This is a genomic window from [Clostridium] symbiosum (genome assembly GCA_036419695.1).
Classification (GTDB): Bacteria; Bacillota; Clostridia; order Lachnospirales; family Lachnospiraceae; genus Otoolea; species Otoolea symbiosa_A.
The window spans coordinates 2,615,158-2,632,144 of sequence record CP143946.1 but is presented as its reverse complement, the minus strand read 5'-3'; the positions used below and the strand labels follow the sequence as shown (position 1 = coordinate 2,632,144).

Genomic DNA, 16,987 nt, shown 5'->3' with positions numbered 1-16,987 from the left:
GACTCCGCCGGTGACAAAGCGTCAGAGGTAAAGTCCGTGCTCTTTAATATACCGGTACACCGGCTGGGGGATCAGGCCCTCCACCGGCTCTCCGGAGGCAATCCGCTCCCGGATGTCGGCGGACGCCACATCAATCTCCATACAGTGGAGTCTCATGATCCGTGCACCGTACTTTTCTTTCAGATATTCGATCTGGGTATCCAGAGAACGCTTCTGTTCCTCGCATTCGCGGCCAGCAGCAAGAAAGGTGACCGCACGCAGCACATATTCGGGCCGATACCATTTTTCAATATCGTGGATGGAATCAGCGCCCACAATAAAATAAAATTCCGTATCCTTATATTCTTCCCGGAGAAGGCGCAGTGTATCCGCTGTATAGGTATTCCCTCCCGTCCGCCTCACCTCAAAATCGGAAAGGCAAAAATAGGATGTTTCCCCGATTGCGGCCTCCACCATGGCGCAGCGGTCCTCGGAAGATGTGATCCTGTGATCTCTTTTATGGGGCGGAGTCTTTGAAGGCATATACCATACAGAATCCAGGTCATATTCCTTATAAGCCTGATGCCCGAGCATCAGATGGCCCACATGGATTGGGTCAAATGTCCCCCCCATAATTCCGATTCGTTTCATAGCCTGTCCAGGCTCCTTTCTTTACTTGGGCAGAACGATCTTTCTCTTTTTCTCGTCCTTTGCCTGCTTGTAAAGCACAATTTTTTTGCCGATTACCTGGACCACCTGGGACTGTGTGCGCTCAGCTAATACCTCGGCAATCTCATTGCCGTCGTCCATACAGTTCTTCAGAACACTTAATTTAATTAATTCCCTGGCCTCCAGAGCCTCTGCCACAGCCGTGGTCAGTTCCGGGGTAATACTGGCTTTTCCGATCTGAAAGATCGGATCCATTGTCATTGCAAGGCCTTTCAAGTAGGCTCTCTGTTTACTCGTCATTAATCTTACGCTCCCGCTTTCCTCTTAAATTCTTTACTGTATCGTTTTATTTATAATAATCAAATTCCAGGCCGTACATGCGGACGGTATCGCCCTCTTTAATTCCGGCCTCTTCCAGATCGGCAAGTATTCCGCCGTCCTTTAAGAATTTCTGGAAGAACTGGAATCCTTTTTCCGAATCCAGATTGGTGTAACCGAGCATCTTGTCAATCTTCGGTCCCTCCACTACAAACACGCCGTCCTCGGTGCGTTCTACCGTATACGGAAGTTTTTCCGCCTGGAACTGGTATTCAAATTCTTTTTCGAATATAATCGGTTTCTGATCCACCGTCTTTAAAAGTTCGTTGACATGATATAAAAGTTCTTTCACTCCCTTGCCCGTTACGGCAGAGATAGGAAATACCCTGATTCCCTCCGGCTCAAACTCTTTTCTGAGGCGCTCAATCGGATCCTCCTCTTCGCCGTCATAAATCGCATCCGTCTTGTTCGCCGCAATTACCTGCGGACGTGTGAGCAGTTCAGGGTTATAAGCTTTAAGCTCCGCGTTGATTGCCCTGATATCGGCTACCGGATCGCGTCCTTCCGTGGATGCCGCATCCACGACATGAACCAGGACTTTTGTTCTCTCAATATGTTTTAAAAAGGAATAGCCAAGGCCGATTCCCTGGGATGCGCCCTCGATGAGGCCCGGGATATCCGCCATAACGAATCCCTGTCCCTCGTTTAAATCCACAACTCCAAGATGGGGGTTGAGGGTGGTAAAATGATAGTTGGCAATCTTCGGTCTTGCGTTGGATACCCGTGAAAGCAGCGTGGATTTGCCCACATTGGGGAAACCTACCAGTCCGACGTCGGCAATGACCTTCAGTTCCAACTGAATCCAGAGTTCCTGCGCCGGCTGTCCCGGCTGGGCATATTTCGGAACCTGCATCGTGGAAGTGGCGAAGTGCATATTGCCAAGGCCGCCTTTGCCGCCCTTTAATATGACCTCGCGGCGGTTCTCGCCGGACATATCGGCAATTACCTTGCCGGATTCAAAATCCTTGATCACCGTGCCTTCCGGAACACGGATCACAAGATCCTGTCCATTCGCGCCGTGGCAGCGCTTCTTACCGCCCTGTTCCCCGTCTTCTGCAACATATTTACGGACATGACGAAAATCAGTCAGGGTATTGAGACCGTCATCCACTTCAAATATAATATCTCCGCCTTTTCCGCCGTCCCCTCCGTCCGGGCCGCCGGCGGCTACATAAAGTTCCCTGCGGAAGCTAACATGGCCGTCTCCGCCTTTTCCGGATTTTATAAATACTTTTGCACTATCGGCAAACATAAATTTCTCCTTTCACAGGTGCATTAAGATAACACCGTGTTCCGTACCGCTCCAAACTGCGCTCTGGCTCCACCGGTGTCTGAATGCCGGGCGCAGAAAACCTCCGCCGGACATTTAATGAAAAAACAGCTCCATACATTATGGTATGGAGCTGTCTGAATTATTCGTTAATTGCTCTTGGGTAAACAGAAACCTGTTTTTTGTCTCTGCCCTTTCTTTCAAATCTGACAACACCGTCAACCGTAGCGAATAATGTATCGTCTCCACCGCGGCCTACGTTGATGCCTGGATGAATCTTTGTTCCACGCTGTCTGTACAGAATGTTGCCAGCTAATACGAACTGTCCATCGGCTCTTTTCGCTCCTAATCTCTTGGATTCGGAATCACGGCCGTTCTTTGTAGAACCAACACCTTTTTTATGAGCGAATAACTGAAGGTTCATTTTAAACATGAGTTACACCTCCTTAAATCGGATTTTGATATATTCCTCTCCATATGCCTCTCCTATATTCTTAAGTCCAAGAACAAGCGAGTCCATAAGGAGTTTTGATTCTTTACTGACTTCCCCGGTAAACCGGAATGTAAAATGCCCTGTCTCTTCCTCGACACTGCCGTCAAACCCGTCGTCGGTAAACCGTTCGACAGAATTCGCCATGTTGAGGGCAAGCGCTGATGCGGATGCACATATTATGTCCTTTCCGTACTCATCATAACCGGCATGGCCTTTTAATTCAATTCCCCTGGTATTTCCTTCAGAATCTGAAAATACGTTTACTCTTATCATGGTTTTAATTAAGCATTGATCTTGTCAATCTTAACTTCTGTAAAGAGCTGTCTGTGACCATTCTTCTTATGGTATCCAGATTTTCTCTTATACTTGTAAACGATAACTTTCTTGCCTTTTCCTTCTTTCACTACAGTTGCGGAAACTGTAGCTCCGTTAACGGTTGGGCATCCGATCTGCATCTCACCGTTGTTAACAGCAAGAACCTGATCAAACGTAACTGCTTCTCCAGCAGCTGCACCAAGTTTTTCAACTTTGATTACATCGCCCTCGGCAACTTTGTACTGCTTACCACCTGTTGCAATAATCGCGTACATATGGCACCTCCTATTATCATTACTCGCCAGCTTCGGCGGCTTTACGCACTTATAGCCTCGCTGTGCGGCACACTAGATTATACTAGCATTTTCCAGACTGGTTGTCAATCATTATTTAAAGAAAATTTAAGAGAAAATTTCACCCTATACAAGCGTCGGGATATCCCCTTTAATTGACCGGTTCATGGCGCAAAAGTTCATCCTTTTTCCTGATTTTACAAAACAGCAGAAAGGCGACAATGGCTCCCACACTCTCCGCCGCGATAAAAGAAACCCAGATTCCGGCCAGACCAAACGGTCCGTGCAGGAAATAGGCCAGCGGAAGGGTAATGACAAGCTGCCTAAGCAAAAATACCGCCAGGGAGTCGAGTCCGTTGCCCATTGCCTGGAACATGGTGGGAAGGATGAAGCCCACCGACGCGGGAAGAAAGCTGACCGCAATAATGCGGAGCGCCGGAATCCCAATCTCAAGCATCTCTTCATTCGCATGAAATAAGGAAAGTAACGTTCCCGGTATGCTCTCAAACAGCAGACAGCCCACTCCCATGATCAGGAGGCAGATTACGGCGCTGTACTTAAGGCACTCCAAAAGGCGTTTTCTGGAACGGGCGCCGTAGTTGTACCCCATAATGGGCATGGCTCCCTGGGAAAGGCCGCTGGCCGGCATAAAGACGAAGGTCTGAAGCTTATAATAGATGCCGAACAGGGAAACCGCCGTATTGGAAAACTGGATCAGAATTGCATTCAGTCCCATCACAAGGAGACTCCCCAGCGCATTCATACAGGCATTCGGAACGGCGACGGCCAGAATCTGGCGTACGACCGAACCGTGAAAGCGAAATCCCTTAAAACGCAGCTTCACATCGTGGGGAAATACCACAAGGACCAGGAACGAGAGGCTCATGGCGGTGAGCTGGCCGATGATTGTCGCCACAGCCGCTCCCGTAATACCCATGGACGGACAGCCAAAGTATCCGAAAATCAGGATCGGATCCAGGATGATATTGATAACCGCACCGATGGCCTGCAGCGCCATTGGAAAGATCATCTTTCCCGTGGCCTGAAAAATCTTTTCAATACAGATATGGATAAACGGCCCAAAACAGAAGCCGACGCAGATTCTCGCATAGAGAAGGCCGTCTTTCAGGATTGCCTCATCGTCTGTAAACATCCGGAAGAACGGGCCGATGCCGACTGCACCGATTACCACAAATAATATAGAAGCGGCGCCTGCAAGGAGAAGGCCGTGGACCACCGCGCTGTCTGCTTCTTTTTGTCTGCGTTCTCCCAGTTTCCTGGCGATATAAGAATTGACGCCGACACCGATTCCCACCGAGCAGGCAACAATCAGTGTCTGCAGGGGAAAGGCAAGCGACACCGCCGTCAGGGCATTCTCACTGTAGCGCGCCACAAATATACTGTCCACAATATTGTAGAGAGACTGTATCATCATGGACAGCATCGGAGGAAACGCCATGGATAAAAGCAGCGGAAGCACCGGCTTTGTCCCCATCTTGTTTTCCTTCACCGGCTCCGCCGCGGATGCCGCATGGCCAGTCTCTGTAAAATCCGTCTTATCCGTTTCAATTATGTCCATATTCAAACCTCCCAAATCAAATCTAAAGCAACGGTTCAGCATTTTTATAGTTACCGCTCCGCGATGCGCCACCTCCTCTGCGGGACTTTCCAGCAGCTGTTTACCCCTGCGCGGCATGTGCATCCCCGCGGAGCGTTTTTTCACTCATAGGACGTAATTTCCTATGAATCAAAAACAGCCCTCTCCCTGCTTTGGTAACATAAAAGCAGTAAAGATGGGCTGTGAACAGCACTTATATAAAAATGCAACCATGCCATTCTACCATAGGGAACGAAAGCTTTCAAGTATCTTTAAAAGGATATCCGATTTCCCGCCCATACTTCTTGCCCGGTTTCTGCATCTGATGTATAATGACTTCGATTATACTTGGAGGATATGAATATGAAAAACAATGTACCGGTTTTGACGCAGCGCCCGTCCGGATTTTCCCTGTTTCTGCGATGCTGCTACGGATATCTTATCAACGGAATGGCCGTCCTGATCATCGGCTCTATCCTGCCTTCCCTGATGAAAGAGGGAGGACTGAGCTTCGTCGTGGCCGGCGCCATGCTGTCCTGTATGGCGGTGGGGAATTTTCTGGCCTGTTTCCTCTTCCCTCTCCTTTCTTCACGGCTGGGAACCCGCCTTTCGATCGCTTCGGCAAGTTTTCTGATGCCTGCGGCCCTTTTTCTGCTGACGTTGCTTCCTCCCGTGCCGGTTCTTTATCTGCTGACGTTTCTCTGCGGGATTGGCAGGGGAAGTATCTCCATCATCAATAACCGGGCGGTCAATGATATCTTCGAAAATCCGGCAAAGATGCTCAATTATCTCCACTGCAGCTTTGCCGTAGGCGCGTTTCTGGCTCCGCTTGCCACGGCCATGATGATAACGGCCGGGCTTGGCTGGAGGGCCATCGTCTATATCATCACCGCGCTCTGCGCCAGCTCCGCGCTTCTCTATGGAACGGCCGATTACTCGGTTATGGAGATCGCTTCCGTCCGGCCCGCTCATGACGGGGAATCCGAAGCTGCGGCCAAACGGTTATCCGGAAAAGCGCCGGAAATGCAGCCGGGATCCGAAGGTTCTCCCGCCGCCTTCCTCCGACTCCCCGATTTTTACTGTATCAGTTTTCTGCTCTTTTTCTATCTGGGTCTTGAAAACTGCGTCAACGGCTGGTTTGTCACCTATCTGCAGAGCACCGGTCTGGTCTCGGAGGCCTACGCTTCCACCCTGGTCTCGATCACTTGGATCGTCATCATGGCAGGCAGGCTCTTCTGTGCCGCGATGCTGGGCCGGTTTTCACAGGGACTATTGATACTCTTCCACTGTCTGGGGAGCCTCATCTGTTTCCTGTTCCTGATCGGCTCCCACAGCCTGATATCCGTCACGGCCTCTTTAGCGGGACTTGGCTTTTTTATGTCGGGGATTTATCCTGTCTGCATCGCCGACGCCGGAATCTATATTAAGGGATCCACGTTGGGAATGTCGGTCCTGACCGCCATCTCCGCCCTTGGCGGCATAGTGACTCCGCAGTTAATCGGACTGATTGCCGACCGCACCGGAATGGTCCAGGCCATTACCTTCCTCACGGCCAGCGGTTTCTGTATGGCCGGGCTGGCCGCAATTCATCTGAAAGCTGCGCCGCATGTTTCAATACAGTAAAGCAGGACAAGTATGTTCTCTTAAGTATGTTCTGCCGAATGATGTTGATTAATGCCATGAAATGCCTTATAATTATGCGTTGTGGCACATTGGTTTAAGCCATAACGCAAACCCAAAATACTGTATGAACAGCAGAGTAAACAAGGAAAAATAATGAGAAAATTAGCTTTAACTGATGAAGTATTATTGAGTATCCAGCAGCCTGCCCGCTACATCGGCGGTGAGGTCAACATGGTGAAAAAGGACCCGTCCAAGGTGGACGTAAGGTTTGCCATGTGTTTCCCGGACGTATATGAGATAGGAATGTCCCATCTTGGCATCCAGATTCTCTACGATATGTTTAACAAACGCGAGGACGTATACTGCGAGCGCGTTTATTCTCCATGGACGGATCTGGACAAGATTATGAGGGAGAAGAACATCCCGTTATTCGCGTTGGAGAGCCAGGATCCGGTGAAAGATTTTGATTTCCTCGGAATTACCCTCCAGTATGAGATGTGCTATACCAACATCCTGCAGATCCTCGATCTGGCCCATATCCCGCTTCATGCGGAGGATCGGACGGAAGAAGATCCGATCGTGATCGGCGGCGGGCCGTGCAGCTATAACCCCGAGCCGATTGCGCCTTTCTTTGACCTCTTCTATATCGGTGAGGGCGAGGTGGTTTATTTTGAGCTTTTGGACCGCTATAAAGAGATTAAAAAGCGCGGCGGAACCAGAAAAGAATTCCTGGAAGCGGCGGCGGAGATTCCCGGTATCTATGTTCCCTCTTTCTATGAAGTATGGTATAAGGAGGACGGGACTATCGACCGCATGGTTCCCGTGAATCCCCATGCCCCGGACAAAGTGGAAAAACAGCTTATTATGGATATGGAAAATACCTGCTATCCGGAAAAACCGATTGTTCCGTTTATTAAGGTAACCCAGGACCGCGTCGTCCTGGAAATTATGCGCGGCTGCATACGCGGCTGCCGTTTCTGTCAGGCCGGCATGGTGTACCGTCCCGTAAGGGAAAGAAGTCTTGAAGAACTGAAAAGCCTGGCATATAAGATGTTAAAGAGCACGGGCCATGAGGAAATATCACTCAGTTCCTTAAGTTCCAGTGACCATACGCAGTTGGAGGGGCTTGTGACCTTCCTGATCGAGGAGTTTGACGGCAAAGGAATCAACGTATCTCTTCCGTCCCTGCGAATCGATGCGTTCTCACTGGATGTTATGAGCAAGGTACAGGATGTCAAGAAGAGCAGTTTAACCTTTGCGCCGGAGGCCGGTTCCCAGCGCCTTCGAAACGTTATCAATAAGGGCCTGACTGAGGAGGATATCCTGAACGGCTCCGCACAGGCGTTCAAAGGCGGATGGAACCGTGTGAAACTCTATTTCATGCTGGGTCTTCCGACCGAGACGGTGGAAGACATGGAGGGAATTGCGGAGCTTTCCGAAAAAGTGGCCGAGGAATACTATAATATTCCAAAGGAAGAACGAAATGGAAAAGTTCAGGTTACCGCCAGCTCCTCCTTCTTTGTCCCGAAGCCGTTTACCCCATTCCAGTGGGCCAGAATGTGCACCAAACAGGAGTTTCTCGACAGGGCGTACATTGTAAATAAGAAGATGAAGGAAATGCTCAACCGCAAGAGCCTGCGCTACAACTGGCATGAGGCGGATCTGACCGTCCTCGAGGGCGTGCTGGCGCGGGGCGACCGTAAGGTGGCGGCCGTGGTGGAGGAGGCCTACAAGAACGGCGCCCTCTACGATTCCTGGTCGGAACATTTCCACAATGAAATCTGGATGCAGGCATTTGAAACCTGCGGGGTGGACATTGATTTCTATACCGTAAGGGAGCGCAGCCTGGATGAAGTGTTCCCATGGGATTTCATCGATGCCGGAGTGACAAAAGAGTTTTTAAAACGTGAATGGAATAATGCGGTCAATGAGACCGTGACGCCGAACTGCCGTGCAAAATGTTCCGGCTGCGGTGTGGCAAAATATAAAGGAGGGGTCTGCTATGAAAATAAGAATAAAGTTCAGTAAGCAAGGCCCGTTAAAATTTATCGGCCATCTCGACATTATGCGCTATTTTCAGAAGGTGATGAGAAGGGCAGATGTGGATATCCGTTACAGCGAGGGCTTCAGCCCGCATCAAATCATGTCCTTCGCCTCCCCGCTCGGAGTGGGCATACTAAGCAATGGGGAATACGTAGATATCGAAGTGAATTCCACGGAGGATTCCCGCACAATGATGGAGCGGATCAACCGGGAAAATGCGGAAGGTTTCCGCGTTTTGAGCTACAGAAAACTGGATGACAACGCAAAAAACGCAATGTCCCTCGTGGCTGCCGCCGACTATACGGTATGGTTCAAGGAGGGATATGAGCCGGAGGATGTCCCCGGATTTATGAAAGGTCTGCTGGAGTTCTGCGGCAGCGAATCGATTGAAATTGTTAAGAAGACCAAAAAAGGCGAGAAAACCATGGATCTTCGCCCTTATATTTACGAGGCATATCTGACAGATGAGAATACCCGGATCTTTTTGAAAATTTCATCCGGCAGCACGGCCAACGTAAAGCCGGAACAGATTATCGGCGCTTATTACAGTTTCCTTGGACAGGAATATCCTGTCTTCGGGTTCCAGGTGCAGCGCGAGGAAGTCTATGCCGATGAGGGCGGGGAAGGGAACCATCAATTTAAAGCATTGGAAGAATACGGAGCCGAGATTGAATAAACTGATTGTAACCAAATGGAAGGGAATGATCCTGACTGCACTGATGTCTGACAGCAAATGCCGCTCCCTGAATCTGGAGCAGGAGGAAAGCAACAGCCTCCTGGGCAATATTTATATTGGAAAAGTGCAGAATATCGTGAAAAATATCAATGCCGCTTTTGTGGATCTAGGTGGGGGAAAGACGGGATACTACAGCCTGACGGAGAACAGGACCCATCTGTTTGCCGACTGTCTTCCGGCTCTCTGTCCGGACCGGACGGTCAAACAGGGGGATGAACTGGTGGTCCAGGTGGCGCGGGATGCGGTAAAGACAAAAGATCCCGTTCTCAGCAGTTACCTGAATTTTACCGGCAAATACGCTGTCCTGACCATGGGCAAAAACCAGGTCGGTTTTTCCGTGAAAATCCGGGACGAGAAGTGGAAAGCGGAAATAAAGGAATATCTGGACGCACTGAAGGACGAGCGTTTCGGCGTGATTGTCAGGACCAATGCCATGGGTGCGGCAAAGGAGACAATCGGGCGGGAGGTACTGGCGCTTAAGGAGAGGATGGAGGAACTGCTGTCAAAAGCCGCCTGCCGGACCTGCTATTCCGTGCTGGAAAGCGCTGAGCCTTCTTATATTGCGGGACTCCGCGATACGTTTGCAGGGAGCCTGGAGGCGATTATCACGGATATTCCGGAGTGCCATACAAGGATGATAGCCTATCTGGAAGAAAACCAGCCGGATGATGCAGGGAAACTAAAGTTTTATGAGGATTCAGCGGTTCCCCTGATTAAGCTGTACAGCCTCGAATCTGCCATGGAGGAAGCTTCCGGCCGCCGGGTCTGGCTGAAATCGGGAGGCTATCTCGTGATTGAGCCGACGGAGGCGCTGACGGTCGTGGATGTCAATACCGGGAAATATACGGGAAAAAAGAACGTGGAGGACACCATCCTTAAGATCAACCTGGAGGCTGCCGCCGAGACGGCAAGACAGCTGTGCCTGCGGAACCTGTCGGGAATCATCATTGTGGATTTTATCGATATGACGAAAGAGGAGCACAAGAAACTTCTGCTGGCCCGCCTGGAGGAAGAGCTGAGAAAAGATCCGGTCAAGACCGTGCTGGTGGAAATGACAAAGCTGGGGCTTGTGGAGATAACAAGAAAAAAAGTGAGAAGACCGTTTTACGAAATGCTGAAAGAGAGTGTCGCACAATGACACGAGCAGGATTCTTTCTTGTACAAAAATCTGTGTTTTTATTGCGAAACACTGCGTGTTCACGAAACCTGCCGTGTTCCGTATATTAAATGAGAAAAACAGGTGCCGTGTATATTCCGGCATCTGTTTTTCACATTTACATTCTTATTTTTTCTATTGTTCCCCGATGGCAGCAATTCCAAACTAAAAACCTCCGGGCACATTGTCAGTTTTTCCTGGGCCAACCGATATGTAACTGTAATTCGATTTCTTCCCTATTTGTGGAAACAATGGCGCGTCACGGTTCCTCCTTCAGCGCCCCTCTCTTCCCATCACTCTCCGGGTTAAAATAGTACCGTCTTCCGTCAATCTCCACCCAGCCGACCGCCATGACGCCGCTCTCGTCCAGCCAGTACCACTGCCTGGTAAATGGATCGAACAGCCAGCCGGTGACCATAGCGCCTTCTTTCAGACCGGCGTCCGCCGCCGCATACTCTGCGGTGCTTAAGTAATACCAGGCTCCGTTCACGCATGCCCAGTCCACTACCATCCTGCCGTCGGCGTCGAACAGATACCAGAAGCCGTCGATATACAGCCATTCATTTGCCGCATACCTTGCGCCGTCTGTGACCGCCGCCGCCGGGCCCGCAGCACCGGATCCCGGTGCGTCCGCGCTTCCATCCTTATGGAACTTCCAGACACCGCCCGGCTGCTTCTCCCATGATCCGGATCCCGCAGAGGCCGGCACCTCGCCGTTTAAGTAAGTATAGACCGGCCACTTCACAGTAAAACCTCTGTCCGAGTCTCTTTTGGTCTTCGGCTGGGGAGCTGGTTCCGCTTTCGGCTTCACCGTAAACTCAGCCTCTGCCTCCGCCTTCCGCTCATGATCCCCGGTGACGGAAACCGTCATTCGATAACTCCCTTTTTCAAACTTATTCTCGATTGACAGGATCTTGATTGACAGGAAATTGAATAGTGAATACAGTTCCCTTTCCAGGCGTACTCTCCACTCCCACCGTACCTCCCATGGCTTCCACGGCCGTCTTGACAATATAGAGTCCCAGACCGCTGGATCCGTCCTTCTCCCCGCGCTCCGGCGAGACCTTGTAAAAACGCTCAAAAATATGGGGAAGGTGTTCCGGTCCGATGCCCTCCCCGGTATCCTCCGCCTTCAGCTCGATCCGCTCCCCGTTCCTTTTGATACGGAGAGAGATGCTGCCTCCCTCCTTTGTATAACGGATTGCGTTGTAAACCAGGTTGTCCAGCACACTCCATATCTTATTGCGATCCACCGCCAGTTCGACGTCCTCCTCCGCTTCAGCAGAAAATCCGATCCCTTTGTCCTGGACCAGCTCCGCGTATTTGATCTGCGCCTCCTTCATCAACTGGACCGCAGGGATCCGCTCTTTTCTGTAAACCGCTGTTCCGCCCTCCATCCTGGTCACTTCAAACAGGTTGTGAATCAGCCTCTGGAGATCCAGGTTCTTGTGGTACGCGATTCCCAGATATTCCGCCCGCTCCTGCTCGTTGGCCGTTATGGTTCCGTCCCCCAGCAGCTCCAGATAATTATTCAGCACGGTCAGAGGCGTTTTGAGGTCATGAGAGATATTGGCAATCATTTCCCGCAGGGCTTCCTGGGACGCCGCCAACTGCCGGTTGGACTTATTTAACTCTTCCGTCCTCTGCTCCACCAAAAGCTCCAGGTTTTCGTTGATCCGCTCCACCTCATTGTGGGCCTTTGCATAATTTCGTGAGAGCATCGTACACTGGCAAAGAAGTAAGAACAGGTTCGGGGCAATTCCAGGCACAAAAAGCGCTCCCTCAAAAACCGTCTTCGACAGCGGGCCGAAGAAAATAAAGATGATTAAACTTAACAGATACAGAAGCCGGTACGGATCCCTGCCAATCTTCCCGCTTTTTATCACCAGCACCACTGAGATGCCATATGGCAGCAGCACCAGGAACATCCAGTTCACCGCCACCGCATAGGGAACGCTGCGGATGCAAATCAGCGCCATGGGCAGGATAAAACTGACTCCATAGACCGCTTGCAGGATGCGGCCCAGACGGACCGAGAACATACGCAGCAGAAAAATACAGATGCAAAGGTTCTGTAAGGTAAACAGTAGCAGAAACACCCGGTTCAGCACCGGCCCGATCCCGCCGGGCAGAAAATACTGGAACAGATTGTTGCTCTCCATGGCCAGGCGGACCGTCGTCACCAGACAGGTTACACTATATATGAGATAGATTTTCTCCCTCCGTCTAAATGCAAACAGAAACAGGTGATAGATGCCCATAAACAATATTCCGCCCAGGGCAAACGCAATCAAGAGCCTCTGCCAGAAAATATGATGGAGCAGCACCGTGTCGCGGCCGATGAGAAGCGGATAAAAAATACCGCTCCCATTCATATGGTAATTAGACGCCTGAACCACCAGCTCCACCGCGCCGTCCTGGGGCGCCACGGCCAGAAGGTCATTCCTCACACCGGGAGTCGTGCGGGCCGCCGAGTCTCCCGGATGCCCGGCCTCAAATACTTCTGTCCCATTGGCCCAGATGATGGAGGAGGACATGATCTCCGGCACATAGAGCATCAGCGGCCGGTCACTGGCGGTCCTGATATGCAGGCGGTATGTGGCATATCCAAGCCTCGGATAGCCCAGCTTAATCCATGGCCCGGGCAGGGAGATATACTCTATCCCCTCTGTCTGCCCCTGCTCAAAGTCCTCCGGGGTGTAGAGCCGTCCATAATAAAACTCCCATTCCCCATCCAGTGCATAGACGTCCGATTGAAAATCTGTCTCGCAGAAATCCAATACTCCTGCCCCCGCCTTTGGCCCTTCCGTGACGAATGGCTGGGATGCGGTGAACAGCATGGTGATACAAACCGTCAGTATTAAGGCTAACAGACATAGAAACCGTTTCATAATTTCGTCCTCGCTTCCGACCTGGGATGGAACTGATAGCCCTCCCCGCGCACCGTTTCGATGTTACCGACCAGATGGCCTGCCTCATCCAGTTTGCGCCGCAGCCTTGCAATATGTACTGCAACCGAATTTGTGGTATCCGGCTTCCCTGTTCTCCATACCTCTCTGTACAGTTCCTCCGGGGTTAAGATCCGGCCGGGGTTTCCTAAGAGATACAGGAACAAATCAAACTCTTTTTGGGACAGCAAAATCACATGGTTTCCTGCGGTCAGGCTCTGCTGATGATGGTCGATGATGAATCCCTGCATCACACTGCGCCGCACCTGTGCATAAACCCGGGCTGCCAGTTCCTTTAAGCTGTAAGGTTTGGTAATATAATCGTCCCCGCCGGCCATCAATCCCCGGATCTTATCCTCCTCATCGTCCATGCAGCTTAAAAACAGAATCGGCGCTGATGTAATATTGCGTACCGCCTGACATAGCTCAAATCCGTTGAGATCCGGCAGAAGTACATCCAATAGAATACAGTCATAGCTGCGCTGGCGCAGCAATTCCAGGCCGTCCTTGGCACAGACGGCCGTATCAACCTTGTACCCCCTGGCCTCCAGGTATTTTCGGTTTGTTCTTAAAATATCCGGCTCATCATCAACGGCCAGCAGCCAATACGTTTGCTCCAACAGGTCCCCTCCTCTCTTGCATCAGATGAACGAAAGTGTTCATCTTCCCTGAAACGACAATATGCGAACGGCAGGTGCCATTCGCATATTGTACTGCTTTTATTATATGGTTGATTTGAGCCTGTGTCAATAGAGAAGTGCATCCGCTTACCCACCTGCGGCCCGGTAAACAGCAAACTCATCCGATATATCCGCCGGTATCAGATTTTTTAGATAAGCCGTCTACACACCGATTGGTTTTTGCATACTCAAATGCGGAAATTATCCGTTCCCCTGCTTATCCTATCCATTCTACATGTGTAACCCCTTTATAGACGGTATCCCAATAATCCAGTTTAACATCCTTATGTATATTCTCTAAGGAGATATACAGCTTGGGTTCCTCACTCTTAGGTCCTTTTCCAAAGAACTCAGGCTGAAAATAGATACACAGTGATTTTTCATGGACAGCGCTAAAAATCCCTGTATTTTCCATGCCGAATACCGTCTGAAGATTGTCTGACGTTCTGAGAAGCGCCATGCAGTCTTCTTTGGGCATGTTTAAAAAATCGGCTCTTACAGTTTCTCCGCTGTCCCAATCGTTTGCCACGAATCCGTTTTCTATTATAATATCGTACAACTTATTGATATCGATGATATCCGTCAGGGTAATCCTTTTAACCTGCTTTATGTCAATGGTCGTGGTTACGTATTTTCTGTTTATACCGCTGTAGTCAAGCTCATCGTCACCGATTGTGCCAAAAATACAATATTGAATACTAATTATTTCCGGTGTTTCATATGTGATATTGCTCTGCAGCAATATATCCACATTCACGCCGCGTTGTTTCAGGCCATTTATTATCACCTTCACATCATCAATCTGACAAACTTAAACCAGCCGTCCCCTGCCTATCATGTTTCTCCCTCCCGCTTCTCGCCCGCCCGGCTTTTCCGTTCCGGTTATCTTTAAGTGAAATCCGTCCGCCGCATTTTAATGACTTGGAACCTGTCTCTATTCCTGTAATTCTAACATATAACATCCGTTTCGTCACTTATGTTAAAAAATTTTACCAGTTTGAAAGGATTCCCCTGCCCCATTCGTATTATAATTGAAATGAATGAAAGAAGGAGATTGAAAATAATGAAAATCAGAACTATAATGGCAACAGCAGCAACTGGAATCGTATTGGTATTTGCAGGCAGCAGCCTGGCGTTTGGAGCCGAGTGGAGCTGTCCGAGAGGATACGAAGACTGTACCGGTTATGAATACTGTACCACTCATGACCACGGAGACTGTGAGGGCCACTGGTCCGAGGACGGGAACTGGGTGTGCCCCGACGGTACACATAGCTGGTGCGCCTCCTCATCCGCAGGTTCTCCGGCTGCTTCAGCCTCCGGCAATTCGGACGGCAGAAGTTCCAACGGTCATCACAGTGAAAGCGGGAACCGCAGCGGCCATCACAACAGGCAGGGCTGCGGCTCACATCACAGATAAAAATTACTTTATGGAGAAACAATGCGGCAGGAATCGGATGTAGAGCAGACAATCGGCCAATATGCCGATATGGTGAAGCATATCTGCTTTGTCTATATGAAAAATGAAAGCGATACGGAGGACGTATTTCAGGATGTATTTTTGAAATACGCCCTTTTTTCCGAACCCTTTCAGTCTGAGGAGCACAGAAAAGCCTGGCTGATCCGAGTGACCGTCAACCGGTGCAAGGATGTGCTGCGCAGTTTTTTCCGCCGCAATACCTGTTCCCTGGAGGAGGCCATGGCCACGGCGGCGCCGGACGGTGACGAACATTCCGAGGTTCTGGAGGCCGTGATACAGCTTCCTGAAAAATATAAAATCCTGATCTATCTGCATTATTACGAGGGATATTCCTCCGTGGAAATCGCAGGTATTTTACATAAGAATGTCAATACGGTATATACGCATCTGGCAAGAGCCAAAGCGGAACTGAAAAACAGACTGGGAGGTGAGGAAGGTGAAACAGAAGATCCAAAACGCATTTGACGCCGTTAAATGTGATGATGCGCTGAAAGAACGCACACGCGCGGCTGTTGTCGGCGGAATGAGAAGAAAACAGCAGAAAAAAACGCACAGGAAACACCGTTTCACCTCACCCGGAATGAAATGGGCCATCTCCGCCGCCTGTCTCATGCTTCTTGTGGGAAGCGGGTTCGGAGGCTACAAGCTCTATTATACCGAGGCCGCCACCATCAGCATTGATGTCAATCCCAGTATTGAACTGGATATCAACCGCTGGGGAAGGGTCGTGGACGAGGTTCCCTACGGGGCGGACGGAGAAAATGTGCTCCGGGAAGTCTCCCTGAAGCATCTGGAATACGGGGAGGCCATGGAACGCCTGCTGGGCAGTGAGGCCATGCAGTCTTATCTGAAAAATAACGCCGTGGTATCCGTCACCCTGGAAAACAGAAATGGAAACAGCCGGCTCCTGGAAAATCTTCAGGCTTCCGTCGATACCGCCTTAGAACAGTGCCATGGGAATGTAACTGCGGAATATGCCAGTGTAGACAGCCATATGTGCAGCGAGGCACACAGCCATGGTATGTCCGTCGGCAAGTATTACGCCATCCAGGAACTTCTGGATGTGGATCCCATGGCTACCCTGGATGAGTTCAAGGATAAGTCCATGAAAGAGATCAGAGGGCATACGGAACATTGTGAACACAGGGCGGAACAGAACGGGAAGCGCCTGGACGGACAGACGGACCCGGATGCCGCCTCCGGTTCCACAGACGACGGCTGTATCCCTGACACCCGTGGAAAATGCCACAATAAGCATCACAACGGCCATAACTGACAAACAGAGCTAAACAGCCCGACAGCCCGGAGATTGGCGCAGAAAAGAAAGCAG

The 16,987-nt window shown here is 50.4% G+C and carries 18 protein-coding genes; 7 read left to right on the top strand and 11 right to left on the bottom strand.

What is annotated here, in order from left to right; all coding sequences use genetic code 11:
• Nucleotides 1-21: 21 nt before the first annotated feature.
• The 7 genes from nadD to V3C10_12110 form a co-directional block, all read right to left on the bottom strand.
• Nucleotides 22-630 carry a nicotinate-nucleotide adenylyltransferase gene (gene nadD / locus V3C10_12140; protein WVP64518.1) on the bottom strand — a complete coding sequence of 203 codons (609 nt, stop codon included), beginning with the start codon at nt 628-630 and terminating at the stop codon, nt 22-24.
• 21 nt (nt 631-651) lie between these two features.
• Nucleotides 652-948 carry a ribosome assembly RNA-binding protein YhbY gene (gene yhbY, locus V3C10_12135; GenBank protein WVP64517.1) on the bottom strand — a complete coding sequence of 99 codons (297 nt, stop codon included), beginning with the start codon at nt 946-948 and terminating at the stop codon, nt 652-654.
• A 46-nt stretch (nt 949-994) separates the two neighbouring features.
• Nucleotides 995-2,278 (bottom strand): GTPase ObgE, encoded by a 1,284-nt coding sequence (gene obgE / locus V3C10_12130; protein WVP64516.1) that lies wholly within the window; start codon nt 2,276-2,278, stop codon nt 995-997.
• 160 nt (nt 2,279-2,438) lie between these two features.
• On the bottom strand, nt 2,439-2,729 hold the full coding sequence (gene rpmA / locus V3C10_12125; GenBank protein WVP64515.1) for a 50S ribosomal protein L27: 291 nt from the start codon (nt 2,727-2,729) through the stop codon (nt 2,439-2,441).
• Between the two features lie 3 nt (nt 2,730-2,732).
• The gene (locus V3C10_12120) at nt 2,733-3,062 is read right to left on the bottom strand and encodes a ribosomal-processing cysteine protease Prp (protein WVP64514.1); all 330 of its coding nucleotides are present in this window, start codon (nt 3,060-3,062) and stop codon (nt 2,733-2,735) included.
• Nucleotides 3,063-3,070: 8 nt separating this feature from the next.
• Entirely contained in the window at nt 3,071-3,379 is a 309-nt protein-coding gene (gene rplU / locus V3C10_12115) for a 50S ribosomal protein L21 (GenBank protein WVP64513.1), read from the bottom strand.
• Nucleotides 3,380-3,548: 169 nt separating this feature from the next.
• Entirely contained in the window at nt 3,549-4,892 is a 1,344-nt protein-coding gene (locus tag V3C10_12110) for an MATE family efflux transporter (GenBank protein ID WVP64617.1), read from the bottom strand.
• Between the two features lie 465 nt (nt 4,893-5,357).
• Here V3C10_12110 and V3C10_12105 point away from each other — a divergent pair, with 465 nt between their 5' ends.
• The 4 genes from V3C10_12105 (at nt 5,358) to V3C10_12090 (ending at nt 10,534) form a co-directional block, all read left to right on the top strand.
• Entirely contained in the window at nt 5,358-6,617 is a 1,260-nt protein-coding gene (locus tag V3C10_12105; protein WVP64512.1) for an MFS transporter, read from the top strand.
• Between the two features lie 153 nt (nt 6,618-6,770).
• On the top strand, nt 6,771-8,645 hold the full coding sequence (locus tag V3C10_12100) for a TIGR03960 family B12-binding radical SAM protein (protein WVP64511.1): 1,875 nt from the start codon (nt 6,771-6,773) through the stop codon (nt 8,643-8,645).
• The gene (locus V3C10_12095) at nt 8,620-9,336 is read left to right on the top strand and encodes a TIGR03936 family radical SAM-associated protein (GenBank protein WVP64510.1); all 717 of its coding nucleotides are present in this window, start codon (nt 8,620-8,622) and stop codon (nt 9,334-9,336) included. The genes V3C10_12100 and V3C10_12095 overlap by 26 nt, the downstream gene beginning before the upstream one ends.
• Nucleotides 9,329-10,534 carry a ribonuclease E/G gene (locus V3C10_12090; protein ID WVP64616.1) on the top strand — a complete coding sequence of 402 codons (1,206 nt, stop codon included), beginning with the start codon at nt 9,329-9,331 and terminating at the stop codon, nt 10,532-10,534. The genes V3C10_12095 and V3C10_12090 overlap by 8 nt, the downstream gene beginning before the upstream one ends.
• Nucleotides 10,535-10,811: 277 nt before the next feature.
• Here V3C10_12090 and V3C10_12085 read toward each other — a convergent pair whose 3' ends face one another.
• The 4 genes from V3C10_12085 to V3C10_12070 all read right to left on the bottom strand — a co-directional run bounded on the left by V3C10_12085 (nt 10,812) and on the right by V3C10_12070 (nt 14,967).
• The gene (locus V3C10_12085) at nt 10,812-11,423 is read right to left on the bottom strand and encodes a hypothetical protein (protein ID WVP64509.1); all 612 of its coding nucleotides are present in this window, start codon (nt 11,421-11,423) and stop codon (nt 10,812-10,814) included.
• Nucleotides 11,424-11,445: 22 nt separating this feature from the next.
• Entirely contained in the window at nt 11,446-13,443 is a 1,998-nt protein-coding gene (locus V3C10_12080; protein WVP64508.1) for a sensor histidine kinase, read from the bottom strand.
• A complete protein-coding gene (locus V3C10_12075; GenBank protein ID WVP64507.1) occupies nt 13,440-14,120 on the bottom strand; it encodes a response regulator transcription factor in 681 nt (226 codons plus the stop codon). Before V3C10_12075 ends, V3C10_12080 begins: the two co-directional genes overlap by 4 nt.
• 277 nt (nt 14,121-14,397) lie before the next feature.
• Nucleotides 14,398-14,967, bottom strand: a complete 570-nt coding sequence (locus V3C10_12070) for a hypothetical protein (protein WVP64506.1) — start codon at nt 14,965-14,967, stop codon at nt 14,398-14,400.
• A gap of 276 nt (nt 14,968-15,243) precedes the next feature.
• Here V3C10_12070 and V3C10_12065 point away from each other — a divergent pair, with 276 nt between their 5' ends.
• Genes V3C10_12065 through V3C10_12055 form a run of 3 tightly spaced genes read left to right on the top strand, consistent with a single transcriptional unit; the run spans nt 15,244 to nt 16,933 of the window.
• The gene (locus tag V3C10_12065) at nt 15,244-15,597 is read left to right on the top strand and encodes a hypothetical protein (protein WVP64505.1); all 354 of its coding nucleotides are present in this window, start codon (nt 15,244-15,246) and stop codon (nt 15,595-15,597) included.
• Nucleotides 15,598-15,618: 21 nt separating this feature from the next.
• Nucleotides 15,619-16,122 (top strand): sigma-70 family RNA polymerase sigma factor, encoded by a 504-nt coding sequence (locus tag V3C10_12060; protein ID WVP64504.1) that lies wholly within the window; start codon nt 15,619-15,621, stop codon nt 16,120-16,122.
• Entirely contained in the window at nt 16,094-16,933 is an 840-nt protein-coding gene (locus tag V3C10_12055) for a hypothetical protein (GenBank protein WVP64503.1), read from the top strand. Before V3C10_12060 ends, V3C10_12055 begins: the two co-directional genes overlap by 29 nt.
• Nucleotides 16,934-16,987 lie beyond the last annotated feature (54 nt).

Excerpts from the sequence above, each read along its gene's own strand:
- nadD (WVP64518.1), bottom strand. The coding sequence starts at position 630 with ATGAAACGAATCGGAATTATGGGGGGGACATTTGACCCAATCCATGTG.
- yhbY (WVP64517.1), bottom strand. The coding sequence starts at position 948 with ATGACGAGTAAACAGAGAGCCTACTTGAAAGGCCTTGCAATGACAATG.
- obgE (WVP64516.1), bottom strand. The coding sequence starts at position 2,278 with ATGTTTGCCGATAGTGCAAAAGTATTTATAAAATCCGGAAAAGGCGGA.
- rpmA (WVP64515.1), bottom strand. The coding sequence starts at position 2,729 with ATGTTTAAAATGAACCTTCAGTTATTCGCTCATAAAAAAGGTGTTGGT.
- V3C10_12120 (WVP64514.1), bottom strand. The coding sequence starts at position 3,062 with ATGATAAGAGTAAACGTATTTTCAGATTCTGAAGGAAATACCAGGGGA.
- rplU (WVP64513.1), bottom strand. The coding sequence starts at position 3,379 with ATGTACGCGATTATTGCAACAGGTGGTAAGCAGTACAAAGTTGCCGAG.
- V3C10_12110 (WVP64617.1), bottom strand. The coding sequence starts at position 4,892 with ATGGGGACAAAGCCGGTGCTTCCGCTGCTTTTATCCATGGCGTTTCCT.
- V3C10_12105 (WVP64512.1), top strand. The coding sequence starts at position 5,358 with ATGAAAAACAATGTACCGGTTTTGACGCAGCGCCCGTCCGGATTTTCC.
- V3C10_12100 (WVP64511.1), top strand. The coding sequence starts at position 6,771 with ATGAGAAAATTAGCTTTAACTGATGAAGTATTATTGAGTATCCAGCAG.
- V3C10_12095 (WVP64510.1), top strand. The coding sequence starts at position 8,620 with ATGAAAATAAGAATAAAGTTCAGTAAGCAAGGCCCGTTAAAATTTATC.
- V3C10_12085 (WVP64509.1), bottom strand. The coding sequence starts at position 11,423 with ATGACGGTTTCCGTCACCGGGGATCATGAGCGGAAGGCGGAGGCAGAG.
- V3C10_12080 (WVP64508.1), bottom strand. The coding sequence starts at position 13,443 with ATGAAACGGTTTCTATGTCTGTTAGCCTTAATACTGACGGTTTGTATC.
- V3C10_12065 (WVP64505.1), top strand. The coding sequence starts at position 15,244 with ATGAAAATCAGAACTATAATGGCAACAGCAGCAACTGGAATCGTATTG.
- V3C10_12060 (WVP64504.1), top strand. The coding sequence starts at position 15,619 with ATGCGGCAGGAATCGGATGTAGAGCAGACAATCGGCCAATATGCCGAT.